The sequence below is a fragment of the Priestia sp. FSL R5-0597 genome, assembly GCF_038006305.1.
GTDB lineage: Bacteria > Bacillota > Bacilli > Bacillales > Bacillaceae_H > Priestia > Priestia zanthoxyli.
Map to the genome: position 1 here is coordinate 169,895 of NZ_JBBOUZ010000001.1, position 24,124 is coordinate 194,018.

Annotated in this window: 21 protein-coding genes; 17 read left to right on the forward strand and 4 right to left on the reverse strand. The window is 37.8% G+C overall.

The window, feature by feature from the left end; translation table 11 throughout:
* Positions 1-117 precede the first annotated feature (117 nt).
* The 5 genes from MKX72_RS00995 to MKX72_RS01015 all read left to right on the forward strand — a co-directional run bounded on the left by MKX72_RS00995 (position 118) and on the right by MKX72_RS01015 (position 7,391).
* Positions 118-1,464 (forward strand): SH3 domain-containing protein, encoded by a 1,347-nt coding sequence (locus tag MKX72_RS00995; RefSeq protein WP_155008777.1) that lies wholly within the window; start codon positions 118-120, stop codon positions 1,462-1,464.
* 160 nt (positions 1,465-1,624) lie between these two features.
* A complete protein-coding gene (locus MKX72_RS01000; RefSeq protein ID WP_028411903.1) occupies positions 1,625-3,517 on the forward strand; it encodes a PTS mannitol transporter subunit IICBA in 1,893 nt (630 codons plus the stop codon).
* Between the two features lie 60 nt (positions 3,518-3,577).
* Complete coding sequence (locus tag MKX72_RS01005) at positions 3,578-5,668, forward strand: BglG family transcription antiterminator (protein ID WP_155008778.1); 2,091 nt, start codon at positions 3,578-3,580, stop codon at positions 5,666-5,668.
* Between the two features lie 5 nt (positions 5,669-5,673).
* The gene (locus MKX72_RS01010; protein ID WP_155008779.1) at positions 5,674-6,816 is read left to right on the forward strand and encodes a mannitol-1-phosphate 5-dehydrogenase; all 1,143 of its coding nucleotides are present in this window, start codon (positions 5,674-5,676) and stop codon (positions 6,814-6,816) included.
* An 89-nt stretch (positions 6,817-6,905) separates the two neighbouring features.
* Positions 6,906-7,391, forward strand: a complete 486-nt coding sequence (locus MKX72_RS01015; protein WP_155008780.1) for a VOC family protein — start codon at positions 6,906-6,908, stop codon at positions 7,389-7,391.
* Positions 7,392-7,427: 36 nt separating this feature from the next.
* Here the strand turns inward: MKX72_RS01015 and MKX72_RS01020 are convergent, their stop codons facing one another.
* Complete coding sequence (locus MKX72_RS01020; RefSeq protein WP_033580795.1) at positions 7,428-7,964, reverse strand: L,D-transpeptidase; 537 nt, start codon at positions 7,962-7,964, stop codon at positions 7,428-7,430.
* Between the two features lie 277 nt (positions 7,965-8,241).
* Here MKX72_RS01020 and mscL point away from each other — a divergent pair, with 277 nt between their 5' ends.
* From mscL to MKX72_RS01070, 10 genes are all read left to right on the forward strand, one after another.
* Positions 8,242-8,637 (forward strand): large conductance mechanosensitive channel protein MscL, encoded by a 396-nt coding sequence (mscL, locus tag MKX72_RS01025; protein WP_028411898.1) that lies wholly within the window; start codon positions 8,242-8,244, stop codon positions 8,635-8,637.
* 195 nt (positions 8,638-8,832) lie between these two features.
* The gene (locus MKX72_RS01030; protein WP_155008781.1) at positions 8,833-10,902 is read left to right on the forward strand and encodes an LTA synthase family protein; all 2,070 of its coding nucleotides are present in this window, start codon (positions 8,833-8,835) and stop codon (positions 10,900-10,902) included.
* 195 nt (positions 10,903-11,097) lie between these two features.
* The gene (locus tag MKX72_RS01035) at positions 11,098-11,640 is read left to right on the forward strand and encodes a helix-turn-helix domain-containing protein (protein ID WP_028411896.1); all 543 of its coding nucleotides are present in this window, start codon (positions 11,098-11,100) and stop codon (positions 11,638-11,640) included.
* A 20-nt stretch (positions 11,641-11,660) separates the two neighbouring features.
* A complete protein-coding gene (locus tag MKX72_RS01040) occupies positions 11,661-12,770 on the forward strand; it encodes an ABC transporter ATP-binding protein (RefSeq protein ID WP_028411895.1) in 1,110 nt (369 codons plus the stop codon).
* Positions 12,760-13,560, forward strand: coding sequence for an ABC transporter permease (locus MKX72_RS01045; protein ID WP_028411894.1), 801 nt, complete (start codon positions 12,760-12,762; stop codon positions 13,558-13,560). Before MKX72_RS01040 ends, MKX72_RS01045 begins: the two co-directional genes overlap by 11 nt.
* Before the next feature lies 1 nt (position 13,561).
* Complete coding sequence (locus tag MKX72_RS01050) at positions 13,562-14,368, forward strand: ABC transporter permease (RefSeq protein ID WP_028411893.1); 807 nt, start codon at positions 13,562-13,564, stop codon at positions 14,366-14,368.
* The gene (locus MKX72_RS01055; RefSeq protein ID WP_028411892.1) at positions 14,365-15,438 is read left to right on the forward strand and encodes an ABC transporter substrate-binding protein; all 1,074 of its coding nucleotides are present in this window, start codon (positions 14,365-14,367) and stop codon (positions 15,436-15,438) included. Before MKX72_RS01050 ends, MKX72_RS01055 begins: the two co-directional genes overlap by 4 nt.
* 218 nt (positions 15,439-15,656) lie before the next feature.
* On the forward strand, positions 15,657-16,769 hold the full coding sequence (locus MKX72_RS01060) for an acyltransferase (RefSeq protein ID WP_028411891.1): 1,113 nt from the start codon (positions 15,657-15,659) through the stop codon (positions 16,767-16,769).
* A 145-nt stretch (positions 16,770-16,914) separates the two neighbouring features.
* On the forward strand, positions 16,915-17,592 hold the full coding sequence (locus MKX72_RS01065) for a response regulator transcription factor (RefSeq protein ID WP_028411890.1): 678 nt from the start codon (positions 16,915-16,917) through the stop codon (positions 17,590-17,592).
* Positions 17,585-18,820, forward strand: coding sequence for a sensor histidine kinase (locus MKX72_RS01070; RefSeq protein WP_033580797.1), 1,236 nt, complete (start codon positions 17,585-17,587; stop codon positions 18,818-18,820). The genes MKX72_RS01065 and MKX72_RS01070 overlap by 8 nt, the downstream gene beginning before the upstream one ends.
* A 16-nt stretch (positions 18,821-18,836) precedes the next feature.
* Here MKX72_RS01070 and MKX72_RS01075 read toward each other — a convergent pair whose 3' ends face one another.
* From MKX72_RS01075 to MKX72_RS01085, 3 genes are read right to left on the reverse strand one after another with little or no spacing between them, the layout of a single operon-like run.
* Positions 18,837-19,727: an RnfABCDGE type electron transport complex subunit D gene (locus MKX72_RS01075; RefSeq protein ID WP_228123023.1), complete on the reverse strand. Its 891-nt coding sequence runs from the start codon at positions 19,725-19,727 to the stop codon at positions 18,837-18,839.
* Entirely contained in the window at positions 19,708-20,637 is a 930-nt protein-coding gene (locus MKX72_RS01080; protein WP_251440924.1) for an FAD:protein FMN transferase, read from the reverse strand. The genes MKX72_RS01075 and MKX72_RS01080 overlap by 20 nt, the downstream gene beginning before the upstream one ends.
* A 14-nt stretch (positions 20,638-20,651) precedes the next feature.
* Complete coding sequence (locus MKX72_RS01085; protein ID WP_033580799.1) at positions 20,652-21,164, reverse strand: FMN-binding protein; 513 nt, start codon at positions 21,162-21,164, stop codon at positions 20,652-20,654.
* Positions 21,165-21,457: 293 nt separating this feature from the next.
* On the opposite strand from MKX72_RS01085, the gene MKX72_RS01090 reads away from it, so the two are divergent.
* Positions 21,458-22,540 carry a D-alanine--D-alanine ligase gene (locus MKX72_RS01090; RefSeq protein WP_155008782.1) on the forward strand — a complete coding sequence of 361 codons (1,083 nt, stop codon included), beginning with the start codon at positions 21,458-21,460 and terminating at the stop codon, positions 22,538-22,540.
* A 97-nt stretch (positions 22,541-22,637) separates the two neighbouring features.
* Entirely contained in the window at positions 22,638-24,020 is a 1,383-nt protein-coding gene (locus MKX72_RS01095; RefSeq protein WP_033580800.1) for a UDP-N-acetylmuramoyl-tripeptide--D-alanyl-D-alanine ligase, read from the forward strand.
* Positions 24,021-24,124: the final 104 nt, after the last annotated feature.

Here is a 24,124-nt window from a genome sequence, read left to right on the forward strand (position 1 = left end):
AGGTCTGTCTTTTTTTATAGGCCGTGTGAAAAGCATCTATTGACCCTTTCCCTTCGTTTGGAATATGGTAAGATAATGAATTAAGAATAGAAAATAGTAGAATTTTATAAGGAATAAATGGAGGGAAAGCAGTTGAAAAAATTAATGGTGGGGATGGCGTTAACAGCTACGCTTGCAACGGCTGTAACGCCTGGCTTTGGCTCAATTGGGGGAAATCAAGAAAAGGCATATGCAGCAACAGTTACATATAAAGTAACGGCAAGCAAGCTAAATGTGAGAAGCGGAGCGGGAACGAATTACGGGATTATCGGCAGCGTAGTAAAAGATCAAACACTATCTGTGGTGAGCAAAAGCGGAAGCTGGTACAAAATTAACTATAACGGCCGCACAGGCTATGTAAGCAGCGATTATGTACAGTCATCAGGAACAACAGCGCCACCAGCAGAAAGCACAACGTATACAGTAACGGCAAGCACGCTGAATGTAAGAAGCGGAGCGGGCACCAACTACGCATCTATAGGAAGTGTGACAAAAGGCCAGAAGCTGTCTGTGATGAGCAAAAGCGGAAGCTGGTACAAAATTAACTACAACGGCCGCACGGGCTACGTAAGCAGCGATTATGTACAAGCATCGGGAACAACAATGGCCCCAACAACGCCACCAGCAGAAAGCACAACGTACACAGTAACGGCGAGCACGCTGAACGTAAGAAGCGGAGCAGGCACCAACTACGCATCTATAGGAAGTGTGACAAAAGGCCAGAAGCTGTCTGTGGTGAGCAAAAGCGGAAGCTGGTACAAAATTAACTATAACGGCCGCACAGGCTATGTAAGCAGTGACTATGTACAGGCTTCAGCTACAGCGTCTCCAAAGCTCGTAGTCGATTCTTTTAAAACGTTAGGCAACGCTCAGCAAGTCATCTTGGTTACAGCAGATAACTACGATACGAAGTCTGCTAAAATTCAAACATTTGAAAAAGTTGATGGAAAATGGAAGCAAGTTTTAACTGCGAACGGTGTACTTGGACAAAAAGGATTCGCTTTAGCGAAAAAAGAAGGAGATATGGAGTCTCCGACAGGGAAATATACAATTGGCACAGCATTCGGACGCTATGCAAATCCTGGAACTAAGCTTCCATATCGAAAGATTACATCAAATGATGTGTGGGTAGACGATTCAAAAAGCTCTCTGTATAATACGTGGCAGCAAAAGCCAGCGAATGGCCGCTGGACGAGCGCTGAGAACATGGATATCCCGGCTTATGATTATGGGTTTGTCATTAATTATAATGAATCTAGAACCCCAGGAAAGGGAAGTGCAATCTTCTTTCATGTAGGAATAAATTATACAGCAGGATGTACGGCCACTTCTAAAGAACAAGTTGTCTCTATTTTAAAATGGTTAAATCCAGAGAAAAATCCAGTTATTATTCAATCTCCTGTAAGTGAATTAGATAAATATTAAGTTAGAAAGCAGCTGAATTCGTGTAATTCAGCTGCTTTTTTATGTAATTAAAAGCTTTGTCCGTCTGTGGTACGACAAAGTTAGTTTTCCTATTCATTGAATGAAAGCGTTTAATCTCTTACGATTAAAGTATCATCACGTAGAGAAAGGAAGAGAGCAAATGGCTCAATCTAATATAAAAGTAGCTGTACAAAAATTTGGGAACTTTCTAAGTTCAATGGTTATGCCAAATATCGGAGCATTTATTGCATGGGGACTTATTACTGCTTTATTTATTCCAACAGGCTTTTTTCCAAATGAAAGCCTTGCCAAACTAGTGGATCCAATGGTCAAGTATTTGCTTCCGCTGCTAATCGGCTACACAGGAGGAAAGCTTGTACACGATCAGCGCGGAGGCGTTGTAGGTGCTATCGCGACCATGGGCGTCATTGTTGGATCTGATATTCCGATGTTTCTAGGCGCTATGATTATGGGGCCGCTGGGCGGTTATATCATCAAGAAGTTTGACCAGTTTATTGAAGGTAAAGTCAAAACAGGATTTGAGATGTTAATTAATAATTTCTCAGCAGGTATTCTTGGAGGAATTCTAGCGATTCTAGCCTTTTTAGGAGTTAGCCCAGCTGTGGACGGATTTACAGGTGCACTTGTAGTGGGTGTAGATTGGATGGTTGCACATGGCCTTCTTCCTCTTACAAGTATTTTAATTGAACCAGCTAAAATTTTATTCTTAAACAATGCCATTAATCACGGCATTTTATCTCCGATTGGAGCAGAACAAATTCGAACAAACGGACAGTCCATTCTATTGTTATTAGAAACAAATCCTGGTCCGGGATTAGGAATTCTGTTAGCGTATTGCTTCTTTGGAAAAGGAACAGCAAAACAGTCAGCACCGGGAGCGGCCATCATTCATTTTATTGGCGGAATTCACGAAATTTACTTCCCTTACGTTTTAATGCGTCCTCTTCTAATCATTGCGGCTATTTTAGGAGGAATGAGCGGAGTATTTACATTTGTTCTTTTAGGAGGAGGCTTACAAGCCGTTGCTTCACCAGGAAGTATTTTGGCTATTTTAGCTGCTACACCAGGTAATGCAGGCAGCTATGTTGCAAATATCTCAGGTGTTCTTGTTGCAGCCGTCGTATCGTTTATTGTAGGTTCGTTAATTTTAAAAACGGGCAAGCAAACAGAAGATTTGGACGAAGCAGCTCGCAAAATGCAAGAGATGAAGGGCAAGAAGAGCTCTGTAGCAGGAAGCTTTACAAAACAGCAAGGCGACGTACCAGCAAGCGTTCAAAAAATTGTTTTTGCCTGTGACGCAGGTATGGGATCGAGTGCAATGGGCGCCTCTCTTCTTCGCAAGAAAGTTAAACAAGCAGATTTAAATATTTCGGTAACAAATACAGCTATCAGTAATATTCCAAGTGATGCTCAAATCGTTATTACACAGGAAGAGCTAACGCCAAGAGCTCAAAACAAAGTTCCAGATGCGTATCATATCTCGGTGGATAACTTTCTATCTAGCCCGGAATATGACAAACTAATTGATCAACTAAAAAATGATCATACTACTTCTAAGGCGGAAGAAGAAAAGAACGTATCTGCAGAAAACTATACAGATAGTAATGATGGTTTATTAAAAGAAGAAAACGTTTTCTTGAATCAGCACTTTTCTTCTAAGGAAGAAGCAATTCGATTTGCAGGAAGTGTGTTAGTAAAAGGCGGATATGTAGAAGAAAACTATGTTGAAGCGATGATTGAGCGAGACAATATGACTTCTACTTATATGGGAAATGACGTAGCGATTCCGCACGGTACCGAAGAAGCGAAAAAGAACGTTTTAAGATCAGGTTTTACAGTAATTCAAGTTCCAGAAGGCGTTGATTTTGATGGTGAGAAAGTTCGTTTGATTTTCGGAATTGCCGGAAAAGACGGCACCCATTTAGAAATTTTATCTGGTATCGCGATTACATGTTCTGATATGAACAATATTGAAAAGATGGTTCATGCCAAATCAGCTAAAGAATTAATGGCTATTATTCAAAGTAACTAACGGGATAGAAAGGCATGAAGATGCCTTTTTATCCTTTGTTTATAAATAAGAAAAGAGTTGATGTTCTTGTTTATTACTTCAAGAGAAAAATCAATCATTGAGTTAATTATTAAAACGGCAGGAAAGCATACAGCACTTACACTTGCTACTTTTTTGAATGTAAGTGTAAGAACCGTTCACCGAGATTTGAAGGCAATTGAATCAATACTTGAAAAATTTGATTTAAAGCTGATTCGTACACAAGATGAAGGACTAATGATTGAAGGTAAAAATGAACAAATTTTTCGTCTTATCCAAGAGCTGATGAAGATTAAAACGACGGATCAGTCTCCACAGGAAAGAAAATTAATTCTTTTAATTCTTCTTCTAGAAGAAGGAGATTCATTTAAATTACAAACACTGGCTAAAGACTTAGAAGTAAGTATTACTACACTAACTGCTTATCTAGATGAATTAACAGAGTGGTTAACCACATTTGACGTTTTCCTTCATCGAAAGAGAGGGGTCGGAGTAGAGGTTCAAGCTACTGAAGCCAATAAACGGAACGCATTAGCCAATTATTTTCTTGTCCACTTTAATGAAGAGTTAATTGAATGTTTGTTTCTAGTAGAAAATCATCAGCATACGGATGAAACGATTTTGCATTATTTTTATCCGAATTATTTAGCAGAAGTAGACCGAATTGTACATCAAGCGATTAATCAGCATCATTCTAAGCTGGCTGACAGCGATTATATAGGGCTCATTGTTCATATTTGCATTATGATACAGCGAACGAAAAAGCAAATGTATCTAGAAGACGACGGCGGCCAAACGGAAGAGCTGGCGAGTGAACTGTTCTTAATGAAGGATATTTGCCGCGAAATTGAACGGGTATTTTCTCTTTCTTTCACGGAAAAAGATATTCATTTCTTAGCAGTACGGCTGCGTGCAGCTAAGTTCCAAACTACTAGAGACGTATATTACGACAGCGTAGTGGTTGGGCAGATTATTAAGAATATGATTTCTCATGTTTCTGTTCAGCTTAACACCGACTTGACCGGTGATTTTTCCCTTTACCAAGGGCTGCTTGCTCATATGGAACCGGCAATTTTTCGTCTTAAGCAAAAAATGGAGCTTTTTAATCCATTAACGGAAGAGATTAAGAAAAAGTACCCTGTTTTATTTATGGCTGTGAGAAACAGTATCGATCAAGAGCTGCCGGATTTAGTTTTTCCAGATGATGAAGTGGCATATCTTGTTTTGCATTTCGGTTCAACGCTAGTGCTAAAAGAAGAAGTCATGGAAATTCAGGCACTGATTGTCTGTCCAACTGGAATCGGCACTTCGAAAATGTTAGCTAGCCGTATTCGTAAAGAGATTCCGGAGATTAATTCAGTTGTCATTAAATCGGTAAAAGAAATCAAAGAAGTGGCGCTTGAAGGGTATGACGTAGTGATTTCAACAGTAAGACTTCCTTTTTTAAATGTCGATTACATTTTAGTCAATCCACTCTTAACCGAAGAGGATATTCAGTCCGTTCAGAATTTTTTACAGAAAAACATTCAAAAGTTAACCAAAGATAAGGGCTATCGTTCGTTCCAATATAAAAATAAGACCGTCTCTACACAAAAACCGTCTTTTGAGGAAACGATGAAGCAAATTAAAGATGTGCATGGAAGTATCGAATCAATTCTTCAAAACCTTAGAATGTATCGATTTTCGGATGCAGTGAGTCATGATCAAGTGATTTCGCACGTAGTAAAAGCAGCTGAAAAAGAACGTTTAATAACCAATGCCAGCTGCGTTATTGATCAGCTTAAGGAACGAGAAAACAAAGGCGGTTTAGGTATTCCGCAAACGAGTATGGCACTGTTCCATTGCCGTGAACATCACGTGAAAGAGCTGATTTTTCAAGTTTCACATTTAGAACAGCCTTGCACAGTTAAAGGTATGGACGGAACAAACATGCAGGCGCGTAACCTTCTATTAATGCTAGCACCTGAGGAGTTAAGTGAAGTACAGCAAGAAATCTTAAGTTTAATTAGTACAAGTTTAATTGAAGATCATGAAGCAATGATGGTTTTTTCGTCTTCGAACGAAGAGATAATTCGCAAAAGGCTAGAGGATACGTTTCATGAGTACCTTCGAAATAATTTGATAAAGGAATGATTTTTGTGAAACAAGCAGTTCATTTTGGAGCAGGTAATATTGGGCGAGGATTTATTGGGGCATTATTTTCTCAAAGCAACTATCACGTTACATTCGTAGATATTGCTGAAAAGATTATTAATCAGTTAAACACAGATGAAGGGTATAACGTAATAACAGCCGCAGAGCACCCAGAGACATTAGCTGTTCAAAACGTATCTGGTTTAAATAATCTGACGCAAGAACAAGCAGTCATTAAAGCGATTAAAGAAGCAACGTACATTACGACAGCCATCGGACCGAACGTTCTGCCTCGCATTGCTCCTTTAATTGCTAAAGGTTTGGCTGAGCGTGTGAAAACAAGCGACGAAAAGGTATATATTATTGCATGTGAAAATCAAATCTCTGCGACAGATTTATTAAAAGGCTATATTTTTGATGCGCTGGATGAAGAGACAAAAGCTCATATGGTAAATAAGGTCTTTTTCTTCAATTCAGCTGTAGATCGTATCGTACCTCTTCAACACAACCAAGGTTCGCTTGATGTTTTAGTAGAATCCTATTATGAATGGGTAGTAGAGGCACCTGAAAATATTCCTTTTGTAGAAGGAATGACGATTGTGCCTGACCTTGCTCCTTTTATTGAAAGAAAGCTATTTACAGTAAATACAGGACATGCGGTGATTGCATATTTTGGTTATTTAAAAGGAAAAGAAACGATTGATCAAACGTTAAGAGATTCAGATATTTACCAACAAGTACAGCAAACGCTACGAGAAACAGGAGACTATCTAATTAAAAGATATGACTTAGATAGAGAGGAACACGAAGCCTACATCGTAAAAATTATTGAGCGCTTTAAGAATCCTCATTTAAATGATTCAGTTAAACGGGTAGGAAGAGCGCCAATTCGCAAGCTTGGACCTCAGGATCGTTTGATTCGTCCAGCGCTAGAAGCAAAAAAAGCGGGCCTTTCTTATACCCACTTAGCGAAGGCCATCGCTGCTGCGCTTCTATTTGACCCGCAAGAAGATAAAGAGGCTATGAAGCTTCAAGCGAATATTCATGAGTATGGTATTGAGTATGTGTTAAAAGAGGTCAGTGGGTTAGAGGCAAGTAATAATTTAACAAAAGAAATCATTGCTCAATATCATGCTTTAAAATCGTAAATGACTCTAATACGTGTAAACAGTCCATTTTAAATGGGCTGTTTTTCTTTTTGTAGAAAGGGAATGTTTGTGTATAGGAGGATGATAAAATGGTAGCTATTACTCACGTTGGATTAGCTGTACCTGATGTAGAAGAAGCCGTCCAGTGGTATGGGAAAGTTTTAGGTTTTAAGCTGATTGCCGGTCCTTATACGTTTAATGCGGAGGAAAAAAAAGCTGAAAATATGACTCAAGATTTACTAGGGTCTCATATTAAAAAAATGAAAAATGCTCACATGACAGCTGATAACCAGGTAGGCATTGAACTGTTTGAATTTAATAAGCCGCAAATGCCTCTCGTATTAAAAGACAGCGATGAGCAGTATCAAAGTTATTTTCACATGTGTTTAATAGCCGATGACGTGGAAAAATTAGCGGATAAAATCGAACAATCAGGCGGTAAAAAGCGTAGCCAAGTATGGAATACAAGACCTGGAAAACCTTATTACTTAATTTATTGCGAAGATCCGTTTGGGAATATTATTGAGCTATATTCACATAGTACGGAGCTCATGTATGGGAATAAAGAAGAATAAAAGCTTATCCACATCTTTTGGATAAGCTTTTATTTTTCACAGCTGTCCGTAGCCATATACCTTTGCCAGCTCTTCGAAGGTTTTTGATGAATACGTAATAGTTACAGATGTTCCTACTGCTACTTTATCGAATAGTTCTTCCACATCCGCATTGTGCATCCGTACGCAGCCGTGGCTTACATATTTGCCAATGCTAGCTTCTGAGTTATTCCCATGAATACCGTATGTGTCGCCGGTTGTTCCGTTTGCATTAAGCCCTAGCCAGCGAGAGCCAAGAGGATTATTAGGAGCGCCTCCTGCAATGTGCCCTGTATAGTAAGGGCGATTTTTAATTTTGTTAACAATCTTGAAAAAGCCTACCGGCGTATCGCTCCATGTTTTTCCCGTAGCTACTGAATACGTCTTTTCTAACTTTCCGTTATGAAAGTAAGCAAGCTGATTTGTTTTTTTATTAATAATAATTAAATCTTCACTTGCTGTGTTTTCACTTGCGTCCGCCGTGCTTGCTGTATAAGAAATACTGATAATAGCTGCGAGACACAAAGCCGCTGCTCGCAGTAGAATTTTTCTCACGTTCTAGCCATCTCCTCTATTGTTCGATTACATATTTGATGAATTACATGCTATTAGTGTATAAAAGAAAAATGGACTGAACATGAACCTTACCTGAATGAAAACTGAAAGTGCGTTTTTACATGCGAATATAAAGTGAAAATCTGGGCAGAAATACAACTAAAGGTCTGGTACATATCTCATGAAAAAGAGAAAAATGAAAATGCACCTTGTCTGTTTAATTTAGGATGTATTATCATGAAAGTTTGAAATGAAGGGCAGGAGGTGGAATAAACAGATGCTTAAAGAATTTAAAGAGTTTGCTTTGCGAGGAAATGTATTAGATTTAGCTGTCGGTGTTATTATTGGAGCTGCATTTGGAAAAATTGTCACGTCTCTTGTAAATGATATTATTATGCCGCTGATTGGTTTGTTGTTAGCAGGGATAGACTTTAAAGATTTATCCTTTACGGTTGGAGATGCTACGGTATTATATGGATCTTTTATTCAAACAATTGTTGATTTCTTAATTGTTGCATTCTCGATTTTCTTATTTATTCGTTTCTTTAATCGTTTTAAGAGAAAAGAAGAAGAGAAAGTAGAGGAAGAAGTGGCTGTTCTGTCAAAAGAAGAAGAGATCTTAACAGAAATTCGTGATCTGCTAAAAGCAGAAGCAGTGAAAGAGCGTTCATAACAGCAATTTTTACATATGTATAAAACGGCTAAGAGGCCCGTCTTTTTATAAGAAAAGCGGGCTTTTTTTGCGTGAAATTTCTCGGGAAATGTTAGTGGTATGATCATGGGAAAATTAGGCGTGAAAGCGAGAGAGATAGGAATGTTAAAATCATATTAAAAGTGTTAAGATATTGTAAATAGGAGGCTTAAGGTTATGTTTAAACATTTGTATCGTTCTTTGCCAATGCTGGTGGCGTATGGGCTGCTTAGCGTTTTTTTATACAGTGTTGTTATGCTTAATATATCAAATGACACAAAGATATTGTTTGACTGGGCCCAAATCCATACAGCTGGGTTCGTCGTATTAATAGGGGGATGCTCACTTGTCTTATGGGCGCTCACTTTCTATTTGCTAATTCGATTTAATCAGATAGAGAGAATACAAGGTTCGCAGTGGTACGCCATTTTTACGGCAATTGTGTTTTCAATTGCGGTAGCAGCCGTTTCTGCTATGGTTTTTGTTATCTATCATATTGATATACATAATCCAGGCAAAACAATAGAGTGGGTGCAAGCATACCCTGAACGCTATCTTTTTACGGTCTTTTTACTTTCGCTGTTAACACTAGCGATCATTATGCTAGTAGGGGAAGCTTATTTAGGGGCTGGAATTACCTTTGTTCTGTATTTTATTTTAGCTCTTGTAAACTATTATAAAAAAATCTTTCGAAATGAACCATTGTTCCCGAACGATTTTATTCAGGCAAGTCAGTTAAAAGAAGTTATTCCGATGATTAAAGATTCGATTTCAATTCCTATTGTCATAGGAGTTATTGGATCTATTGTCGTACTGATCGCTCTTTGGTTTTTCTTGCCGAAAATTAAAATTCGATGGTTTCTTCGAATTATTATGATTCTGCCGCTTATCTTTTTAATGAAATCATTTTTATTCTTTGAACACTCGTTTGCTCAAAAATATTATGATCAATATGCTGCGCTGATGCCTTGGAATCAGCAAAATAATTATTACTATAATGGACCTGTTATTGGCATGATTTCAAATGTTAAAACAGATGTGCTGCAAGAGCCGGATGACTACTCACAGGAAGTAATGGCCAAAGTGGCAAAACGCATTCAGTCAAAGGAAGAGAAAACACAAGAAAGCAGGACTGAAGTCAAGCCAAACGTTGTGTTTGTAATGAATGAAACGTTTTGGGACCCAACAAAGCTTAACGTGACGTTCTCTGAAGATCCAATGAAAAATACAAGGGAGCTTCAAAAGAAATATCCTTCTGGGTGGTCTTTAAGTCCTTCATTTGGCGGGGAGACAGCTAATGTAGAGTTTGAAGCATTGACGAGCTACTCTTTGTCTTTCTTTAACCCTGGAGGTCTTCCTTATCAGCATGTATTGAGTAAAAAAGAATATCCGTCTTTTGTTTCTTATTTAGAAAAACAAGGCTATGCTACAACAGCTATGCATCCAAACAGCGGCATGCTTTATATGAGACAAAATGTGTATCCAAATTTGGGATTTGATCAAGTGAAGTTTATTGATCAAATGAAGCATACGCAAAAAGATAACAAAGAATTTGTTTCTGATGAAGCTGTAGTTGATGAAGTACTCGATACGCTTCGTCAGTCGAAAAAGCCTGCATTTGTGCATGCTGTAACGATTGCAAATCATCTTCCTTATTCTGCGGATAAGTATAATGGTCAGGAAACAATTAAAGTAACCGGTAAAGGGTTATCACCAGAAATGCAAAAGGAAATTGAAATTTATGCTGAAGGAATCAAACGTTCAGATGCTGCTTTAAAACGATTGAACGATGAAATTCAAAAGTTGGACGAGCCGACCATTGTAGTATTTTGGGGAGATCATTTGCCAGCACTTGGACAAAACCTTCAAGCTTACAAAGAAACGGGTTTTGGAAACGAGAAAACGCAGCAAACATCTCAAAAATTTTATGAGACGCCGCTCTTATTTTTATCTAATTATGATACAAAAATAGATAAAAATCTTGGTACGATGAGTCCTATTTATATTGCTCCGACACTTGTTCAATCTCTTGGTTACAAAAGTAATCTGTTCTACGATCAGCTGAATCAAATGAAAACAGAAGTGCCGGCTTTTCGTTCAAATATGTATATAAACTCAAAAGGAAAGCTAGTGGATGAGCCGGCAGCGCTCTCTAATAAAGCTGCAAAAGACCTTCAAGATTACCATGAAGTTGAGTTTGATACATTATCGGGGAAACAGTACGAAACGCATAAGTTGTATAAATAAAAATAAAAACTCCTTTTAAATAAAAGGAGTTTTTATTTTTTAAGTGTTTAAGGTTGTACTAAAAAATAATTCATGTATAATATTTTAAGGTTAAAAGTAAACTTTAAGTTAAGTAAAACAAAACTTGAGTTTGGAACAGCATGAACAATTATTCATGCTGTTTGCTAATTTTAAATACAGTTGAGGATCGAGAGTATGGAAATAGGAAAGAAAATTAAGAATTTACGATTAAAAAAAGGCTTAACACAAGAAGAGCTAGGAGAACGTACTGATTTAAGCAAAGGCTATATTTCGCAGCTAGAGCGCGATTTAAGTTCGCCGTCTTTAGAAACATTTTTTAGTATTTTGGAAGTGCTGGGGTGCGAACCGAAAGAATTCTTCGAAATTGATACGCATGTTCAAAAGGTTGTATATAAAGAGGAAGACTACACGAGTTATTGCGAAGATGAAAAAGGTTACCATATTCAGTGGCTTGTACATGAATCAAATGAAAAAGAAATGGAGCCAATTCGTCTTATTCTTCATGAAAAAGGTGCATTTAAGAGATTTGAACCTTCTCTTTCAGAAACGTTTGGCTACATTTTGCGCGGGTGTGTGAAGGTGAAGCTTGGAGGCAGAATATATGAGGCTAAACAAGGGGAAACCATCTATTTTCAAGCTTCTGAAGAACATCAGATTTTAAATGCTCATGACGGAATAACAGAGTTAATTATCGTGGCGACAGAGTCTTATTTATAGAACAAAAGAGGTGAAGTGAAATGACATCTACGAATACAATTATTCAATTTGAAAATGTGACCAAGCAATATGATAATGATTCAGTTGTATTGGATCATGTAAGCTTTGAAATTGAAAAAGGGAAGTTTTATACCCTTTTAGGTCCATCGGGATGTGGAAAGACAACGATTTTACGATTAATTGCAGGCTTTACGGAGGCCTCGAGCGGAACGATTTATTTTAATGGAAAAAGAATTAATGATGTCCCGGCTAACAAACGTCAGGTTAATACGGTTTTTCAAGACTACGCGCTTTTCCCGCATTTGAATGTATTTGAAAATGTAGCATTTGGTCTTCGAATCAAGAAGATGAAAAATGCTGATATTGGGATAAAAGTTAAAGAAGCCCTTCGCTTTGTTAACCTAGAAGGATATGAAAAGAGAGAAATAAAGGAAATGTCGGGCGGTCAAAGACAGCGCGTAGCCATTGCACGAGCAATTGTAAATCAGCCCGAAGTCATTCTGCTGGACGAGCCGCTTTCAGCTCTTGATCTAAAATTGCGTACGGAAATGCAATACGAGTTAAGAGAATTACAGCGCCGTCTAGGTATTACGTTCATTTTTGTTACGCACGATCAAGAAGAAGCGCTTGCGATGTCCGATGAAATCTTTGTTTTGAATAAAGGAAGAATTCAGCAGAGCGGGGAACCTACAGATATTTATGATGAGCCAATTAATCGTTTTGTTGCCGATTTTATTGGTGAATCAAATATTGTACCAGGTAAAATGATTGCTGACTTTTTAGTGGAGTTTGGCGGCCAGCAATTTGAATGTGTCGATCAAGGGTTAAACCGAAATGAGCAGGTTGAAATTGTGATTCGCCCTGAAGATTTAGCCATTACAAGCTCCGATCAAGGAAAGCTGCAGGTTCGTGTAGATTCGCAGCTGTTTAGAGGAGTCCATTATGAAATTTTAGGCTATGACCATGCAGGGAATGAGTGGCTCGTCCACTCTACAAAAAAGGCAACGGTTGGCGAAGAAATTGGTTTATATTTTGAACCTGAAGCTATTCACGTTATGCGATTTAATGAAACGGAAGAAGAATTCGATAAGCGACTCGAAGGTTATGAAGAGGATTACCATGCAAACTAAATCAAGAAATATTTATTTAGTCCCGTATGTGTTATGGATTTTGCTTTTTGTAGTTGCTCCCATTGTATTAGTTGTCTATTATTCTTTTTTCAGCATTGATAATGAGCTGACGCTTGAAAACTATAAGAAATTTTTTACCCCTGTTTATTTACAGATGACGCTGAGCTCATTTTGGTATGCCTTTTTAATTACGTTATTTTCCTTGGTTTTTTCTTATCCAACAGCTTATTTACTAACGAAGCTTAAGCATAAGCAGCTTTGGCTTCTACTGATTATTTTACCGACGTGGATTAACCTATTATTAAAAGCTTATGCTTTTTTAGGCATATTCGGCACGTACGGTACGGTTAATAAATTTACTGAATTTCTGGGATTTGGTACTCATCAAATTTTATTTACTGACTTTAGTTTTGTATTTGTATCAGTGTATATTTTTATCCCCTTTATGATTTTGCCGATCTTTAACTCTTTAGAAGAACTTAATCCCTCGCTTATCTACGCTTCGCGAGACTTGGGGGCATCTTCATGGGTGACATTTAAGCGCGTGGTATTTCCGCTAACGCTAGAAGGGGTTAAATCAGGTTGTCAGGCTGTTTTTATTCCAGCACTGTCACTCTTTATGATTACGCGTTTAATTGCTGGAAACCGCGTCATTACACTGGGAACGGCGATTGAACAACATTTTTTAGTGACGCAGGATTGGGGCATGGGAGCCACAATTGCTGTCTTTTTAATTATTGCGATGGCCGTTATGATGCTCATAACAGGCACTGGAAAGAGAGGTGTGTAAAATGAAGAGAAAGTGGAAGTTCAGCCACCTTTATTTATTTTTTGTCTTTTTCATTTTATACGCGCCCATTTTTTATTTAATGTATTACTCTTTTAACAGCGGAGGAAACATGCGAGAGTTTGAAGGGTTTACGTTAGATTGGTACAAAGAAGTGTTTCAAGACACACGTTTGCTCATTATTGTCTTGAATACCTTAATTATTGCTCTATTGTCTTCGGTTATTTCAACGATTATTGGCGTGATAGGAGCACTTGCTATCGTATACGTGAAGCGCAGACGTGTTCAAAATACACTGTTAACATTTAATAATGTGTTAATTGTGAGTCCAGATGTTATTATTGGCGCATCTTTTTTAATTCTATTTACCATTATCGGTGTAAAGCTCGGGTTTATATCGGTATTATTAGCGCATATTGCATTCAGTGTACCGATTGTGGTCATCATGGTTCTGCCTAAGCTGCAGGAAATGAGTCCGACACTGCTCGATGCAGCCCGTGATTTGGGAGCAAGTCGCTTTGAAGTACTTTCGAAAGTGGTATTGCCATTTATTCGTCCGGGTATCTTTGCAGGCTTTTTTATGGCTTTAACTTACTCTTTGGATGACTTTGCGGTTACGTTCTTTGTGACCGGGAATGGTTTTTCCACGCTTTCAGTAGAAATTTACTCGTTAGCAAGAAGAGGGGTCTCGCTGAAAATCAATGCTCTTTCTACTCTTATTTTCATGTTTACCGTGCTGATTGTAATTGGTTATTACTTTATCAGTCAGCGATATAGCAATAAAGCGAAAGGGGTGGCGACTGGAAAATGAAGCAATTAGCAAAGCCGTTTATCTTCATCGTCATCCTTTCTTTCGTTCTTATGTATGTGGTTCATCATTTGAACAATGCCGAAGGATACTCTGGAGGAGATACGCTGACCGTCTATAATTGGGGAGATTATATTGATCCTGATTTAGTGAATCAGTTTGAAAAAGAAACCGGAATTAAAGTCATTTATCAGACCTTTGATTCGAATGAAGCAATGATGACAAAAATTGAACAAGGCGGTACGACATTTGATATTGCTGTTCCTTCTGAATACGCGATTAGCAAGATGCGTGAAGAAAATTTACTATTGCCAATTGATCATTCGAAGCTGCCTAATTTAAAATACATTAATCCGCGTTTTTTAGACCTATCTTTTGATCCTGGCAATAAGTACTCTATTCCTTATTTTTGGGGAACTGTGGGTATTGTTTATAACTCTGATATGATTCATGGTAAGAAGATAAAGAGTTGGAATGATTTATGGGATCCTAAGCTAAAAAATCAAATTTTACTTGCAGATGGCGCTAGAGAAGTGATGGGAATGGGGCTAAACAGCTTAAATTATTCATTAAATGATACGAATAAAGCTCATCTTCAAGAAGCAAAAAGAAAGCTTGATACATTAACACCAAACGTAAAAGCCATTGTAGGAGACGAGATTAAGATGCTCCTAGCAAATGAAGAAGCGGCAGTTGGCGTTGTTTGGTCAGGTGATGCTTCTGAAATTATGAGTGAAAACGATAAGCTGAATTACGTTGTTCCAGAAGAAGGTTCGAATTTATGGTTCGATAACATGGTTATTCCAAAAACGGCTAAAAACGTAGAAGGTGCACATAAATTCATGAATTTTATGCTAGATCCTAAACACGCTGCTCAAAATGCAGAATATGTAGGGTATTCTACGCCTAATAAAAAAGCGTTAGATTATTTGCCGAAAGAAGTAGCGAAAGATGAACGTTTTTATCCGGATGAAGAACTAACCAATAAGCTTGAAGTATATAATAACTTAGGCAAACGAATGCTTGCTTATTACAATGAATTATTTTTAGAATTCAAAATGCACCGTAAATAAAAGGTACTTAGTTAGGCCTTTATACTCAAGTTCTTTATTGTTTTTGTAAATTCAGTTGCGTGATAGCAAGAGGAAAGATAAAATACAAACGAGTAAAGCTAATAACATTTATTTTATGTTATTAGCTTTTTTATTTGTAAAACGGGAAAGATAAGAAAAAATTGAATGTTCTATTATTCATCTAGAATGTATATTTCACATTATATAGGAGAGAAAAAGTGAAGCAAAAACAAAAGCAGCATATTCAATCCATTTATTTTTTACGATTATTCGCTATGATGATGGTTGTGCTCGTACATGTAACAGCAGCGTATGCAACGGTACTGCCATTTGCAAGTGAAGCTTATCAGAAATATCATTTCCTTAACCGAATTGTTCGAATTGAAGCAGGGATCTTCATTGTGATCACAGGTTTAGTTTTCTTTTATAGTTACATTAACAAGCCGTTAACAAAGACTTTATGGAAAACGTATTATGCTCGAAGAGTGACATATATTTTAGTTCCCTATGTTATTTGGGCACTTATTTATGAATTTTATTCGTACTATGTGGGAGCAACAGAATTAAATGCAGCTGATATTGTGAAACGTATTTTACGCGGAGAGTCCTACTATCAGCTTCATTTTATCTTCTTAATTGTACAAGTGTATCTCGTGCTGCCGGTTTTTGTATGGCTAGCACAAAAAGTAACCATTTTTAAAAAATACATGTGGCTGTTTGGTATTATCATTCAGCTTGGTTATTTAATGCTTAACAATACGTATCATATCACTTCATTTAATTTATTTTTAAATACAATGGCTACGTTTTTACTCGGCGGTTGGATTGGTATTTATTATCGCGAACAAGTGGATAAAAAGTACAGTCGTTCAAATATTGTATTATTTCTGGTGACGCTCGGATCGGGAATAGCTATTTCACTGTTAAATTATCACTTATACACAATGAAGACAATTCACATTTCAGGCTTTACGTATGAGGCTGTTAATACGCTTTATTTGGTCGTGGGAAGTTATTTCTTCTTCCGAATTGCAGAGATATTAGCTGAAAAGCTTTCTGTGAAGTCCGTGACGGTCGTTAAAAATATTGCCATGTACTCGTTTGGATTTTACTTGATTCATCCAATGGTTTTAAACTTTGTGGCAAAAGCAGTACCAATACAAGGCAACTATATGTTTCACGTGGAAATCTTGGCACGTTATATTTTGACATTAGCGGGCTGTTACCTCATTATTTGGGGATGTCATCGTCTTTTACCGTTTGCTAGCTTTTTGTTTGGTAAACTGCCAAAAGAAGCGGTGTTCATTTACCGACGTCCTGATCATAAATAGCGTTTAGTTAAAAGTTATGCCTGCTTGCAGGCATAACTTTTTTTATAAAGTATAAGAGATGATAACGCGCTAGTTTTAAAATATTTTTAAAAGTGACATGCTAAGATAATGATTATTTAGGTAATCACAAAAGGGGGAATTTGATATGCGTGTACTTGTGGTAGAAGATGATGCTTCATTATTACACGGTATCGTAGAAGGCTTAAAAGAAGAAGGATATGAAGTTGATTGTGCGTCTGATGGAGATGAAGGTTTGTTTTTAGCAGAGCAGAATATTTATGATGCCTTAATTTTAGATATTATGCTGCCGGGTATGACAGGGCTTGACATACTAAAAAAACTAAGAAAACAAAAGGTGTTGACCAAAGTTATTTTTCTTACTGCAAAAGATAGTGTAGAAGATCGAGTGAAAGGACTCGACTATGGAGCCGATGATTATTTGGTTAAGCCTTTTGCCATGGCTGAACTTTTTGCGAGGTTAAGGGTAATGCTTAGGGACTTGCAGGCAGAAGAAGGTATGATTTCATATGGTCCCATTTCTATACGAGAAGCCAATCATGAAGTAGTGATTAATGGAAGTGTCCTCACGTTAACGATTAAAGAATTTCAGCTTTTGGAATATTTTATTCGAAATAAAGAACAAATCCTTATTCGAGATCAAATTTTTAATCGGGTATGGGGTTTTACATCCGATGTAGGAGTGGGCGTAGTTGATGTTTATGTTCACCATTTAAGAAAGAAGCTTCAGCCTTTTAATTGTGACAATTATGTACGTACAGTCAGAGGCGTAGGCTTTATGTTAAAAGGGGAAGAGCATGTTTAAAAAGACGAGAATCAGGCTTGTGTTATTTAACACAATGGTGCTGATGGTTATCTTGAGCATTTTTAGTGTGGTTTTATATTTTTACATGCAGCATCTTATTTTTTTAAACCCGGACAATCGGCTAAGTGAGATGAGCGAGCAGGTTAAAAAAAGAAATTTACATGAAATTCAGGAAAACAATGAGAGAGAAACAGAACGTCGCGTTGCGTTTTTACTTTGGAGCAGTGATAAAAAATTAATCAAAATTACACCTAAAAAAGGGTTATATACAAACGATATTGACGACTTTAAGCCTGCGCTCTCAGAAGGGAAAATCAAAACGTCGCAAGAGGTAAACGGTCATGCTTATCGAGTGATGAATGTGAAAAATGAAGGATATATAAAAGATCAAGACGTTTCAACAATTCAACTTGTCTTAAACGTAGATCCAGAAACTCAAACCTTAGAGCACCTTGCTTTTCTTCTTGTCATTTCAGCTTTTATTGGACTGCTTCTTTCCCTTGTAGCTGGCTTGTTTTTAGCCAATCGAGCGCTTGTACCTATTCAAAAATCTTGGAACAAACAAGTCGAATTTATTGCAGATGCTTCCCATGAGTTAAGGACGCCTCTTTCCGTGATGCAAACGCATCTCGAGCTATTGTTTAGACGACCAAATCATACGATTGAGCAAGAAAGCGAAAACATTTATCAAAGCTTAAACGAAGTAAAGCGGATGACGAAGCTGGTGGGCAACTTACTAACACTCGCTAGATCTGATTCAAGTGCACAGCTGCTAAACAAAACGGTCTTTAATATGGGTGAGCTAGTTGATAAAGTAGCTAATCAGTTTGAGCCTATATTTGAACTAAAGGAGCTGCATTTCACAAGGGAAATTGAATCGTTAATGTTCGGAGGAGATCAAGAACGACTTCATCAGCTATGTATGATTTTGTTAGACAACGCTTTTAAGTACACCCCACCTGGAGAAAGCATTCATATTAGTCTAAAGAAACATCATCACTCTATGACGCTAATTGTCAAAGACACAGGCATTGGAATTGAAGCGAAAGATCTTCCGTATGTGTTTGATCGCTTTTATCGAAGTGATAAGAGTCGGGCGCGTGCCGAAGGAGGATCCGGTTTAGGGCTCGCGATTGCCAAATGGATTGTACAAGCTCATGACGGAGAAATTAAGGTTTTTAGTCAAAAAAACGTGGGTACGGAATTTTATGTGAAAATTCCGCTATGAAAAAAGCTGCCTGTCATTAGGCAGCTTTTTTTGTCACTTTTTTGTTTGCAGTCTTCCATGCTTTCCATGCATTAGCAAGTAACAGGCCGATTAATAAATAGGCAAGGCCGCCAAAAACTAAGTAATCTACGGCGCTAATCGCCCCTGCAAGCATCCCAAATTTTATTTGGTCTTTATACTTCGCAGGAGAAGTTGGCGGATCCGTCACCATAAAGAAGGCTAAAAATAAAGCGGAATTAACAAAAGGAGCTCGTAAAGCATCCGCTACATCACCTACTCCTATTAATGACATAATCGTAAAAATAGCAAAATACACGCCTAAAAACGCAAATACTTGAGGGAATTTATTTACTTTGCTCGTCACAAGGTACCCTGTCACAAACACGAATACAATGAGCCAGACGGGTAGTAAAGATAAGCTTCCCCACCAGCTTTGGCCGCTTGAAAAGACAATAAGTGAAAAGAGAAGACCAAAAGCGGCAGGGTTAAAAATAGGCTTCTTTTTTACTTTTACTAAGTGCTTCGATAAAATAGCAACAGCTACAGTGCAAAATGTGACCCAAGCAGGTGTAGAGGTGCTGAGCACTAAGGCAATAATTAATCCAGTAATAATTCCGCCGTCAGGAAGCTGAATTTTCTTTTTATAAGCAAAAGAAAATCCTAAATCTAAGGCGGCCGCCGAGCATACGGCGAGTAGTAGGTGTCCTAATCCTTGAAAGGCAGAAGAGTTGAATTCACCTAATAAGGTTAAAAGCAGCAGCATAGCCATCACGTATCTTTTAGGTGTTTTAACTAGCTGCCCCCACCGACTTATTTCTTTTGGTTTGTTTTCATCTACAATAATATAACCTTTGGGTGTACTAATATATTTAACACCGCTTCTTCGTTCAGAACGTGTGGTCATCATTCATTAATTCCTCCATATCTGATGTGAAAAAAGGAGTGAAACTAGAATCGAAGAGTACGCCGCGTACGTCGGCATCATTCAATAAATTTACTCCTTTTTCCGCTCCTAAAATAAAAGCTGATGTAGATAATGCATCGGCCAGCATGGCAGAAGGAGCAATAGCTGTACAACTCATTAGACTGCTTCTAGTAGATGGAGATAAGGGATTAACCAAATGATGCATGAATGGTTGCGTCTTATTTTTTCTAGCATAATTTCCTGATGTGCAGACAGCCGTATCTGTTACACGCAAGGTCAGTAATGACTGCGTTTGAATCTGAGGGTGCTGAATCCCGACTTTCCACAAATCTCCGTGTTGATTGAGTCCTTTAACTAGGATGTCTCCTCCGGCATTAATCATAAAATGCTGATAAGGAAGGGAGTGGGCAGCCAAATCAATAGCTAATCCTTTGGCGACCGCTCCAAGATCTATAATCATCGGTTTTTGTAAGAGAACCGTTTTTTTATGTGTATTCAATACGATGTCTTTATAACTTCCAGAATCGACTGCTTCGTTCACTTGTACGGACTTTCCATCTAAATAATGTTCGTTAAAACCACGTTTTTCTAATTGTTTTCCTACCGTTGGGTCAAAGATTCCATGCGTTTCATCTGCTACTAAGATAGCGAAATGAAGGGCTTCAAATAATAGGGGGCTAACAGCAACAGGTTCTTTGATATGTCTAATTAGCTTCATAACTTCGCTTTTGGCATCAAATCGACTGCATGTCGTTTCGACGGTCTTAAAAATAGTAAATGCCTTTGAGATATGGTGAAGGACATTTGCTTCCTCCGATTGGGGAGCAATTACTTGAATGGACACGGTTGTTCCCATACATAAGACAGAGCGGCTATACGTTTTTATGGACATCATTCGTTTCTCCTTTATGCATTCATTGCTTGCTGAAGGGCGTCATCCACGGCATTTTGAAAATCTTCTGTGCTAAGCGTTGCTCCGCTCACGACGTCGACATCTGAGCTTTGTCTTTGTACGACTTGAGACGGAAGATCCTCAATGTAACTCTCAGAATAGTGAGTATCCGCTTCTGTAATTTCAACTGTATCAATTCGGTCGTTTTTAATGGTCACAGATACGTAAACAGTTCCGATACGGTTGCTTCCTTGACCAGAATACGTTCCATCTTTGTATTTTGTTTTAGGAGCAGAACTTTCGGTACTCGCTGATGAAGGGTGCTTATTAGAAGAAGCGATATCTTCTCCCCAGTTATCATTAACAATCGTTTGATTGTCTGTCTGATCTCTCGTTTTTTTCTGATGATGAGCCGGTGTGACTTGAACAGCTTGCGCGTCAGATAGAGTGTTTATATAACCAGTTGCATAAATACTTCCAATGGCTACGCTGCATGCAGCAATCATCGTTTTTCCCATTTTACTCATATTTGTTGAACCTCCTGATTTATACCAGAACTATAGTTTCGATTATTGATGGTGATCTTTAGCATAAATAAACTTTATAAATAAACTTTTAAAAAAGATTTAAAATCAAAAAAGTTTTTTCAAAAATAAATGATTCAAGTGAAAAGGTCATTTTAAATAATGAAAGGAGAAGCTGGAATTTCTTTCACAAGCCTAGCTATTTTGACATACGTAATAATAGTTAATATTTCTGTTTACTATCTAAACGTGCATGATAAAATAGAAAAGATGAATATGTGTTAGGAGGAACATCAGTGAAAATTAAGCTTGGCCTTTTATACGGAGGAAAATCCGCTGAACATAAAGTATCTTTACAAACAGCTCTAGCAGTTTCAAAAGCAATTAATCACGATAAATATGAAGTGCATCCAATTTACATTACAGAAACAGGAAAATGGATTCGCGGCACACAGCTGACTGGTCCGCTTGAAACAGCTGCTCAATTAGAAATTCAAGATAACGGAACAGCTATTTCACCAGTTTCATTGAATACAGAAATGTTTGCATTAACAGATTCAAAAACAGATGATCAACTAGATGTTATTTTCCCACTTCTTCATGGTCCAAATGGAGAAGATGGTACGGTACAAGGATTATTAGAATTATTGAATATTCCTTATGTTGGAAACGGCGTATTAGCTTCAGCAGCTGGTATGGATAAAGTTGTAATGAAGCAGCTGTTTGCACAGGCAGGTCTGCCTCAAGTGGAGTACGTATCATTTATCCGCCGCGAGTGGGAAGCAGATCGAACGGCTGCTTATGAAAAAGTAGAAACACTTGGATACCCTTGCTTTGTTAAACCAGCAAACTTAGGTTCAAGTGTTGGGATCAGCAAATGTGATAACCGCGAAGAGTTAGAAGCGGCATTTGTTGAAGCCTTCTTATTTGATCGAAAAATCATTGTAGAAGCAGCAGCAGTTGGTCGTGAAGTTGAAATTGGTGTGTTAGGGAATGATGAAGCAGCTTGTTCAGTAGTTGGAGAAATCTTACCTAAAAAAGCGTTTTACGATTACAAAGCAAAATATGAAGACGGCGATACAGGTCTTATTATTCCAGCTGAAATTACAGAAGAACAGCATCAAGAAATGTCAGCACTAGCAATCAAAGCATTTAAAGCAATTGATGGATCTGGTCTTGTACGTGCAGATTTCTTCTTAACATCAGAAGGTAAATTCATTATTAATGAAGTGAATACGATGCCTGGTTTTACACCTTTCAGTATGTTCCCGTTATTGTGGAAACACGCAGGTGTTGAATATCCAGATTTAATTGAAAAACTTGTATCACTAGCAATTGAACGTCATACCGAAAAGCAGCAAATTAAACACACAATGTAACTCACACAACACTATTCATCATGAATAGTGTTTCTGTGTTTAGTTTCAATTAAATAGTATCCATAGTTTACTTTATATCGAGAGGAGCAAACCAACAATGATTAAACGTACGCTTAAACAGCTAGCTGCAATGATTCCAGGAAGTGTATTTCATAGCGGGAACGAAGCAACTGTAATTGAGGGAGTCTCAATTGATACGAGAACTATTCAGCAAGGCAATTTATATATCCCAATTAAAGGGGAACGTTTTAACGGGCATGTATTTGTCGATAAAGCAATTGAAAACGGAGCGGTCGCTACTCTGTGGAACAAAGATGAAGAAAACCCACCGACAGACATTAGCGTTATTTTAGTCGATGATACGCTAGAAGCTCTTCAGCAATTAGCGAAATCCTATCGTCACGAGTTAGATATTAAAGTAGTGGGCATTACAGGAAGTAACGGAAAAACAACGGCAAAAGACATGGTGAAAGCTGTGCTTGATACAACTTACCGTGTTCTGAAAACAGATGGAAACTTTAATAATCATATTGGCATGCCGCTTACTATTTTGCGTTTAGATGAAACTCATGATATTGCCGTTTTAGAAATGGGCATGAGCAGCCGAGGAGAGATTGAGTTTCTTTCTAATTTAGCGGAGCCTGATGTGGCCATTATTACAAATATCGGAGAATCGCACCTTCAAGACTTAGGAAGTCGTGATGGAATTGCGGAGGCAAAATTAGAAATTACAAGCGGCTTAGCACCAACAGGTCAGCTTGTCTATAATGGTGATGAGCCACTTTTAACGTCGCGCGTAGTTAATCCAGCATTTGAAACGGTGACATTTGGCAGCTCAGAACAAAACGATTTGTATCCAAGTGCTATTTCAGCCGAAGAGTTAGGAACAACATTCACTGTTTCACGTGAAACAACATATTCATTCTTTATCCCGGTATTAGGTAAACATAATGTTCACAATGCGCTTTCTGCTATTGCGGTAGGTCATTATTTTGGACTAGACAACGAAACAATCGCTAAGGGATTAAAAGAATTAAAGCTAACAAATATGCGTATGGAGCTTGTAAAACGAACAGATGGCCTGACCTTCATTAACGACGCATATAACGCAAGTCCAACGTCCGTTAAAGCTGCTATCACGTTGATGCATGATTTAGAAGGCTATAAGCAAAAAATTCTTGTTCTTGGGGATATGCTTGAATTAGGCGATCAGGAAAAAGAGTTCCACAAAGAAGTGGGAGAGTTTATTCAAGCAGAAAAAATTGATTATGTTCTAACATACGGTCCTTTATCTGTTGAAATTGAGCAAGGAGCAAAAAATAATTTTGCAGAAGATAAGGTAATACACTTTGAGGAGAAAGATGAGCTTGTTGAAAAATTAACAGCGATTACAACAAGAGAAGATGTGGTTTTAGTGAAAGCATCTCGAGGGATGAAGCTTGAGGAAGTTATCTCAAAAATGATGCATAAATTACCGTGATATTAAAAAGAGTATAAGTAAGCTCTATTGCAAACGGAAAGCCATAGTGTTATGATGTAGTCTGAGTGTCTTGAGGCGCTTATACTCTAAACGTTGAATTTATT

Excerpts from the sequence above, each read along its gene's own strand:
- MKX72_RS01030 (WP_155008781.1), top strand. The coding sequence starts at position 8,833 with ATGTTTAAACATTTGTATCGTTCTTTGCCAATGCTGGTGGCGTATGGG.
- MKX72_RS01045 (WP_028411894.1), top strand. The coding sequence starts at position 12,760 with ATGCAAACTAAATCAAGAAATATTTATTTAGTCCCGTATGTGTTATGG.
- MKX72_RS01000 (WP_028411903.1), top strand. The coding sequence starts at position 1,625 with ATGGCTCAATCTAATATAAAAGTAGCTGTACAAAAATTTGGGAACTTT.
- MKX72_RS01085 (WP_033580799.1), bottom strand. The coding sequence starts at position 21,164 with ATGAGTAAAATGGGAAAAACGATGATTGCTGCATGCAGCGTAGCCATT.
- MKX72_RS01035 (WP_028411896.1), top strand. The coding sequence starts at position 11,098 with ATGGAAATAGGAAAGAAAATTAAGAATTTACGATTAAAAAAAGGCTTA.
- MKX72_RS01015 (WP_155008780.1), top strand. The coding sequence starts at position 6,906 with ATGGTAGCTATTACTCACGTTGGATTAGCTGTACCTGATGTAGAAGAA.
- MKX72_RS01080 (WP_251440924.1), bottom strand. The coding sequence starts at position 20,637 with ATGTCCATAAAAACGTATAGCCGCTCTGTCTTATGTATGGGAACAACC.
- MKX72_RS01055 (WP_028411892.1), top strand. The coding sequence starts at position 14,365 with ATGAAGCAATTAGCAAAGCCGTTTATCTTCATCGTCATCCTTTCTTTC.
- MKX72_RS01095 (WP_033580800.1), top strand. The coding sequence starts at position 22,638 with ATGATTAAACGTACGCTTAAACAGCTAGCTGCAATGATTCCAGGAAGT.
- MKX72_RS01065 (WP_028411890.1), top strand. The coding sequence starts at position 16,915 with ATGCGTGTACTTGTGGTAGAAGATGATGCTTCATTATTACACGGTATC.
- MKX72_RS01070 (WP_033580797.1), top strand. The coding sequence starts at position 17,585 with ATGTTTAAAAAGACGAGAATCAGGCTTGTGTTATTTAACACAATGGTG.
- MKX72_RS01040 (WP_028411895.1), top strand. The coding sequence starts at position 11,661 with ATGACATCTACGAATACAATTATTCAATTTGAAAATGTGACCAAGCAA.
- MKX72_RS00995 (WP_155008777.1), top strand. The coding sequence starts at position 118 with ATGGAGGGAAAGCAGTTGAAAAAATTAATGGTGGGGATGGCGTTAACA.
- MKX72_RS01005 (WP_155008778.1), top strand. The coding sequence starts at position 3,578 with ATGTTCTTGTTTATTACTTCAAGAGAAAAATCAATCATTGAGTTAATT.
- MKX72_RS01075 (WP_228123023.1), bottom strand. The coding sequence starts at position 19,727 with ATGATGACCACACGTTCTGAACGAAGAAGCGGTGTTAAATATATTAGT.
- mscL (WP_028411898.1), top strand. The coding sequence starts at position 8,242 with ATGCTTAAAGAATTTAAAGAGTTTGCTTTGCGAGGAAATGTATTAGAT.
- MKX72_RS01050 (WP_028411893.1), top strand. The coding sequence starts at position 13,562 with ATGAAGAGAAAGTGGAAGTTCAGCCACCTTTATTTATTTTTTGTCTTT.